Here is a 6,308-nt window from a genome sequence, read left to right as displayed (position 1 = left end):
GTGGGCGCGCCCCCTGCGGCAGGGCGCGCCCACGGGCTCCCCGGGGGCCTTCCTGGGCCTCTGGAGCCGCAGGAGACGCGTTCCAGGCCCAGGAGCCGGTCCCCGGGGCCGACGGGAGGCCTGTTGGAGTTCTCGGGCGGCGCTTCGGCCGACCGGGGGGGCGAACTCCAGCAGGCCACCCTCCCGGTGCCTGGCAGCCGGCCGGGAACTACCACCTGGCAACTACCAGCGGCGAACACCTCAAACGGCAGAGGAGGTCACCATCGACATTCCCGCAGGCAGGAGCCTCCCCGACACAACTTCCCGGCAGAAGTCCAGGGGTCGACGACCGGCTCGCCGCCCCGCTGCGCCGGGCAGGCAGCGGCGCGCAGAAGCCCACGGCGCTGCCTGCCCGGCCGCGGGTCGAGCGGGCGAGCAGGGTTCTGGCTGGACACAGCAAGAGCCTTCTGCTGGCCAGATTACAGGTTCCGGCCGCGCGGAGAACCCCGAACGGTCACGCTCAGCACTTCCCCGGACACAGGAGGGGGTCCGATCACCACTGCGCGCGCGAAACTCCCCGATTACGTCGAACGAGACCTGAAACGATTCGCCGGTGTCGAACGATCGAGTGGGTGGCGACGACTAAGCTGCCAGTGCCGGGTCACCGGCAGCGGCCGTCGGCGCGGGCCCTCGTAGCTCAGCTGGATAGAGCAAGAGCCTTCTAATCTCTAGGTCGCAGGTTCGAGTCCTGCCGGGGGCGCCACCAGGGAAGACGCCGTGCGCAGCAGCGCACGGCGTGCCCCGGCCCAGTGATCGGGCCCACAGCCGACGCCTCGGTCTCACTCCCACTGTGGACAGTTCCGCCTGTCGTGCGCTCTCGCGCGCAGGACTCCGGAAGGCGCACCGCGTGAGCGGCCAGGTGGCCCAGCGGGTCCTGAACGAGTTCTTCCCGAAACAACCTTGTTATCTCGCCGATCGATCGATCGCGGCCTCGCACGATCGGGTGAAGCCAACAGAGAGGACCACAAATGGACCAGGAACCACCCGGCGGTGGCCGTCACCGCCGGCGAAGGCAGAACACCATCGCCCGGACGGCCCTCGACGAAGCCCGCCGCGCCGGACTCGTCCAGCGCCACCTGACCAAGCTCAGCTACCTGGCCGCCCGCGCCCGCCCGGCACCGGAACCACTACCCCGAACACCCGCAGAGCCGGCGAACATGCCGTCCTCCACATCGGACGCGGCCTGACACCGGCACCGGCCGGACAGAGGACCGGACCGCCGAAGCCCGGCGGTCTTGTCCCCACCCACACCGGGCGAGGCGGCGGTAGCGCATGGCTGAAGACGCTGACCCGGTTCCACGCCTGCCACGCTGGCCCGAAAGTGGTCGTTCTTCCGGACTCGTGAACGAGGCTGCGATGCGAATACGTGAACTCGCCGTCGAAGGCGCCCTGGAAATCACGCCAACGCCGGTTTCGGCTGATCGCGGCCACTTCGTCTCCACGTTTCAGGAGACAGCCTTCCGACCGGCCACCGGCCGGCCGCTCTTCGAAGTGGCCCAGACCAGCCACAGCCGGTCGCGGCCGGGGGTCGTCCGGGGGGTCCACTACACCGCGACACCGCCGGGCTGCGCCCGGTCGGCGTCGGCCACGCGTTCATCTCGTTGCAGGACGACACCGTGATGTCCTACCTGTTCTGCGGGGAATACGTGGCGGAAAACGAGCTCGCGCTCTCCGTGCTCGACCCCGCCCTCGACCTCCCGCTGCCGGGAGACCTCACACCGGTTCTGTCCGCGCGCGACCAAGCCGCGCCGACGCTCGCCGAAGCCCTGGAACGCGGGCTGCTTCCGCACTACGACAAGTGCAAAGCCGCCGAAGAGGCCCTGTCGCACTGACCGGGCCGGCCGGTTACCGAGATCGGAGCGAACCATTCGGATCCTCTTCACCACCGAACCCCTGCTGGGTCACTTCTTCCCGCTGGTCCCGCTCGCCTGGGCCTGCCGGGCGGCGGGGCACGAGGTGCTGGTCGCCGTCCCCGAAAACTTCGTCGACACCGTCCTGCGGTCGGGGTTGCCCGCCGTGGCGTGCGGGCCGCCGATGGACTTCGTCGAGCTGGGGCCGGACCTGTCCACCCATCCGATCGAACAGCGGCGGCACGTGCACGGGCGGGTGTTCGGGCGGATCGCCGAGGCCGCACTGCCCCGGATGCTGTCCATTGTGGACTCGTGGCGGCCCGATGTCGTGCTGAGCGAGCGGGCCGAGTTCGCCGGGCCGCTCGCCGCGGCCGCGCACGGCACACCGCTGGCCGACGTGCGCTGGGGCGTGGCCGAACTGCCCGAGTACCGCGCGGGCGCGGCCGAGGTGCTCGCCGGCTCGCCGGCCGCGTCCGGACTCACCCTTCCCGAGGCCGCCCTGTCGCTGAGCCCGTGGCCCCCGAGCCTGCGCCTGCCGCACGCCAAAAGCCAGCTGAGCTTCCGGCACGTGTCCTACAACGGCACCGCGCACGTTCCCGGCTGGGCGCTCGCGCCGCGCACCAAGCCCCGGATCTGCCTGACCCTCGGCACGCTGGTTCCGCTTTTCGGAATTCCCGACCTGCACGGGAAAATGCTGGCCGTCGTGCGGGAGCTCGGGCGGCTGGACGTCGACGTGGTGATCGCGGTCGACGAGCGGGCCATAGCCTCCTGGGGTCCCTTGCCGGAGAACGTCAGCCAGGCCGGGCGGATGCCGCTGCACCAGGTGCTCGGCGCCTGCGATGTGCTGATCCAGCACGGCGGGCAGGGCACCACCCTCACCGCGTTCGCCGCCGGGGTGCCGCAACTGGCCCTGCCGCAGTTCGACGACCAGTTCGAGAACGCGGACGCGGTCGCCAAGGCCGGGGCGGGGATCAGGATGCTGCCCGACGAAGTCACCCCGAGAGCCGTGGCCGCGCATTGCGAAGAACTGCTCGGCACGCCCGCGTTCGCCACGGCTGCCGCGGCCGTCGCCCGCGAGATGGCGGCGCAGCTCTCACCTCTCGATGTCGTCACCAATCTGGAGGCGCTGGGCGGATGAACAAGGTGCGCGGCAGTTTCACCGAATGCACCGCGCAGATCGTGACCGCCGACGACCCGGCCCGGTCGGCCGGCTGGTTCCGGGCCGACGAGAACGCGACTTCGGACTCACCTTCGGCCTGGCCGTCGACGGCAGCAAGGTCGTCATCGGCGACACTGTCGACGTCACGCTGGACAGCGAAGCCGTTCTGAACGCCTGACGGGAGCCGGGTCGGGCCGGTGAGCCCGACCCGGGCCGGTCAGGCCGGGGCGTTGAGCAACTCCGCCAAGCCCGCGTAGCCCGCGTTCTTCAGCCGCTCGCCCGACGTCGTCGTGTAGGCCTCGTCGGCGCGGATGCCGAGTCCCTCGACCATCCGGTTCATGAAGTTGAACAGGGCGCAGACCAGCACGGCGTCGTGGAGCGCGCGCTCGTCCCAGCCCGCCGCGAAGACCGCTTCGGCGTCCGCGTCGGTCATTTTCGCCGGCGTCCTCGTCAGCTTGCCGACGTAGGCGAGCACCGGCTTGAGCCGGGCGTCCACGTTCGCGGACTCAAGGTCGGCGAGTGCCGCCGCCAGCGTGCCCTCCGGGATGCCGAACGCCTCGGCGGTGACGGTGTGGATGCCGTGGCAGTAGTCGCAGCTGTTCAGGCCGGACACGTAGGCCGCGATCAGCTCACGCTCGCCCGGCGTGAACGGCGACTCGCCGCGCAGCACCAGCTCGTGGAAGGCCAGCAGGTGCCGCGCCGGGCCCGGGTAGGCCTGGAACACCTGGAGGAGCGTCGTCTCGGACGGCAGGGATTTCAGGTAGGACATCGGAGGCCCTCTCCGTTCGGTGGTGCGTCGGCGCAGGCATCGACGTCCGCTCGGCGCAGCACGCACGCGGTCAGGTAGGCGATCGAGGCGTGGCCCGCACCGGGCGCGGCCGCGGCGACGCGCTCGGCGGTCTTGACCCACTCCTGGCGCAGCGAGCCCGGGGTGCCCGCGGCCGGCTCGCCGAAGCCGGAGCGCACCGAGCGCCAGTGGTCCCGGCCGAGCGCGACCAGGCCCGCCAGGTCGAAGCCGGTTCCGCCATGGCGCACCTGGTCGACCAGCTGGGTGACCAGCGCCGGATCGTCGGCGATCCGCGCCAGGCCCAGCCCGCCGAGCAGGCGGTCGGGGTCGAGGCCGAGCAGGATGATGCCGACCTCGACGTCGGCGGGCGCGTCGACGTCGGGCAGGGCGAACCGGCTGTCGGCGGGCTCAGACACCGACGGCCTCCCGGAGCGTCCTGACGGGGCTTTCCTGGCGGACGGCGGCCGCGATGGCCGCGGCCGCCCGGGTCGTCGCCACGCGGTGCCCGTCGATGTTCCGGGCCGCCGGGCCGAGGACCATCGCCGTGGCGGCGCCGACCGCCGAAACGCGGGGGGCGCGCTCGAAGACCAGGGTGCGCTCGTCCAGGGCCGGCCATCCGTCGCGCTCGCCGACCAGTTCGGCGGGCAGCAGGCCGTCGCCGATGGACGGTGCCGTGCCCAGCGCCAGGACGGCGTGGTCGGCGACGATCCGGCGGCCGCTCGCGAGTCGCACCGTCACCGTCCCGCCGACGCCGGTCGCGATCCGGGCCACGGTTTCGCCGCGGTGGACGACCAGCCGGCCGTCCGCTTCGGCTTGCCGGAGCAACGGCTGGAACTCGAACATGATCGACGCCCGGCGGAACTGGTTCATCAGGGCGAGCCGGTCGGCCCAGCCGACGCTGTCGAACCGCTTGCGGCCCTCCGGGCGGAAGAACGTCGAGTTGACGTCGGCGCACTGGTACCGCTCGCCGGGGTCGCGCAGCACCCAGTGCACCTCCCGCCCGGCCGAAAGCGCGTTGGTGATCAGGTGCGCGGCGGTCAGCCCGGCGCCGACGACGATCTGCCGTCCGGTGTCGGGCACGGGCTCGTCCCAGTACGAGACCCCGGGAGGTGTCGGGCCGCCGCCCCACCACGAATCCGGGGCCGGGCGCCGTTCCTCGCCGAGGCAGAGCACGACGTGGCGGGCGGTGACAGTGAAGGCGCCGGCGTGCACCGTGACCGCGTCGGCGGACGGCACCACCTCGCGGACCTCGCCCCGCCACGTCTTCTCGCCGACGTGGTGGCTCGCCGCCAGATGCGCGCAGTAGGCCTCGAAGACGTCCACCGGCACGACGGACCGGTGGCCGGCCTGCGACATCCGGATCTCCCGGCGCTCGACCGGGGTCAGCCGCGCCCAGTGCAGCCGGGCGAAGTCGACCAGCTCGCAGTCGCGGTAGCCCTCGACGCCGGGGTGGTGCTCGTAGGGCGAGCGCAGGACACGCTGGCCGAGCCGGTCGATCCGGTCGAAGAACCGCCCGCACGGGCGGCCGTCACGGTCGATCACCACGACGTCGCGGACGCCGTGGTGCCACAGCGCCGACGTCACGGCGAGGCCGGCAGGCCCCGCCCCGACGACGACGACCTCCGCGGTCGCGGCCGGCCGGGTGCCGCGGTCCGCGGCCGGCGGGGCGGGCAGCCGCGGCCAGTCACGGCCGCGGGGCGAGTCCAGCAGGTGCGGTTCCGGGACGAACTTGATCACGAATTCCCCTCACGCCCGAGACCGGGACCGGGCGCCGGTTCAGCCGATCACCGTGATGGGCACGATCAGCTCGACCACCGGTCGCTGCCGCATCCCGTTGGTGACCAGTTCTTCGAGCGTCTGCTGCGACCGCTCGGCGCTGTCGGTGGCGAGCGGGCTGTACCGGGAGGAGAAGTACGTCGGCTTGCTGCCGCCGGTTTCCATCGAGTACGTCTTGAGCACGGCCTCGCCCGGCCGGACCTCACCGTCGTAGAAGGTCAGCCGCCGCTGGTCGGGCGTCATGAAGCTCTTCGCGAACTGGGGCGACATCAGCGCGGCGTCGTCGATGAACACCGAGTCCTCGTCCAGCACCGCCTGCATGGCGACCCACGTCCGGTCGGTCAGGTTGGTCTCGGCCTTGATGACCTGCCAGCGCCCCGGCTCCGGAAGGCTGACACTCACCGAAACGTCGTGATCGGTGGTGTCGATAGCGCCGGTGATCATGAGTACCCGGCGGCCGACATCGGCCACGCCGGTCAGCTGGATGTCCCGGGCGCGGACCCGGCTGGAAACATCGAGTCCTGGCAATTCGGGCGACGACATGACGAAGCCTCCTCGTTATTCACCCCAGAAAATAACGGCCGCAACGGCGAACACGACGAGGTTTTCATACCACAAGAGACATTGTCAAGATGAGGAATACCCCGTTCCGAGGCATGCATTGCACCCACCGGGAACGTACGCCATCCGGGCGACT

Annotated in this window: 7 protein-coding genes, 1 tRNA gene and 1 pseudogene; 5 read left to right on the top strand and 4 right to left on the bottom strand. The window is 71.4% G+C overall.

Annotated elements, in window-relative coordinates; translation table 11 throughout:
- Positions 1 to 665: 665 nt before the first annotated feature.
- The 5 genes and pseudogenes from ACWDN5_RS23690 (at position 666) to ACWDN5_RS23670 (ending at position 3,226) form a co-directional block, all read left to right on the top strand.
- Positions 666 to 742, top strand: a tRNA-Arg gene (locus ACWDN5_RS23690).
- Positions 743 to 1,007: 265 nt separating this feature from the next.
- Complete coding sequence (locus ACWDN5_RS23685; RefSeq protein WP_449677808.1) at positions 1,008 to 1,226, top strand: hypothetical protein; 219 nt, start codon at positions 1,008 to 1,010, stop codon at positions 1,224 to 1,226.
- A gap of 85 nt (positions 1,227 to 1,311) precedes the next feature.
- Positions 1,312 to 1,871, top strand: a pseudogene (locus ACWDN5_RS23680) (dTDP-4-dehydrorhamnose 3,5-epimerase family protein).
- A gap of 34 nt (positions 1,872 to 1,905) precedes the next feature.
- Positions 1,906 to 3,027, top strand: coding sequence for a nucleotide disphospho-sugar-binding domain-containing protein (locus ACWDN5_RS23675; protein WP_449677810.1), 1,122 nt, complete (start codon positions 1,906 to 1,908; stop codon positions 3,025 to 3,027).
- Between the two features lie 25 nt (positions 3,028 to 3,052).
- A complete protein-coding gene (locus ACWDN5_RS23670) occupies positions 3,053 to 3,226 on the top strand; it encodes a hypothetical protein (protein ID WP_449677807.1) in 174 nt (57 codons plus the stop codon).
- 39 nt (positions 3,227 to 3,265) lie between these two features.
- Here ACWDN5_RS23670 and ACWDN5_RS23665 read toward each other — a convergent pair whose 3' ends face one another.
- The 4 genes from ACWDN5_RS23665 to ACWDN5_RS23650 are packed head-to-tail and all read right to left on the bottom strand — an operon-like array spanning position 3,266 to position 6,091.
- On the bottom strand, positions 3,266 to 3,817 hold the full coding sequence (locus tag ACWDN5_RS23665) for a carboxymuconolactone decarboxylase family protein (protein WP_449677806.1): 552 nt from the start codon (positions 3,815 to 3,817) through the stop codon (positions 3,266 to 3,268).
- Entirely contained in the window at positions 3,805 to 4,251 is a 447-nt protein-coding gene (locus tag ACWDN5_RS23660) for a DUF6187 family protein (RefSeq protein ID WP_449677805.1), read from the bottom strand. The genes ACWDN5_RS23665 and ACWDN5_RS23660 overlap by 13 nt, the downstream gene beginning before the upstream one ends.
- Positions 4,244 to 5,572, bottom strand: a complete 1,329-nt coding sequence (locus tag ACWDN5_RS23655; RefSeq protein WP_449677804.1) for an FAD/NAD(P)-binding protein — start codon at positions 5,570 to 5,572, stop codon at positions 4,244 to 4,246. The genes ACWDN5_RS23660 and ACWDN5_RS23655 overlap by 8 nt, the downstream gene beginning before the upstream one ends.
- A gap of 39 nt (positions 5,573 to 5,611) precedes the next feature.
- Positions 5,612 to 6,091: a DUF6423 family protein gene (locus ACWDN5_RS23650; protein WP_310972665.1), complete on the bottom strand. Its 480-nt coding sequence runs from the start codon at positions 6,089 to 6,091 to the stop codon at positions 5,612 to 5,614.
- Positions 6,092 to 6,308 lie beyond the last annotated feature (217 nt).

The sequence above is a fragment of the Amycolatopsis sp. NPDC003731 genome, assembly GCF_053586895.1.
The sequence above is the reverse complement of the archived record's forward strand: the minus strand, read 5'-3'. Positions and strand labels throughout refer to the sequence as shown.

Bases quoted from the DNA above. Each gene is read 5' to 3' on its own strand.
- ACWDN5_RS23665 (WP_449677806.1), bottom strand. From the start codon at position 3,817: ATGTCCTACCTGAAATCCCTGCCGTCCGAGACGACGCTCCTCCAGGTG.
- ACWDN5_RS23670 (WP_449677807.1), top strand. From the start codon at position 3,053: ATGCACCGCGCAGATCGTGACCGCCGACGACCCGGCCCGGTCGGCCGG.
- ACWDN5_RS23685 (WP_449677808.1), top strand. From the start codon at position 1,008: ATGGACCAGGAACCACCCGGCGGTGGCCGTCACCGCCGGCGAAGGCAG.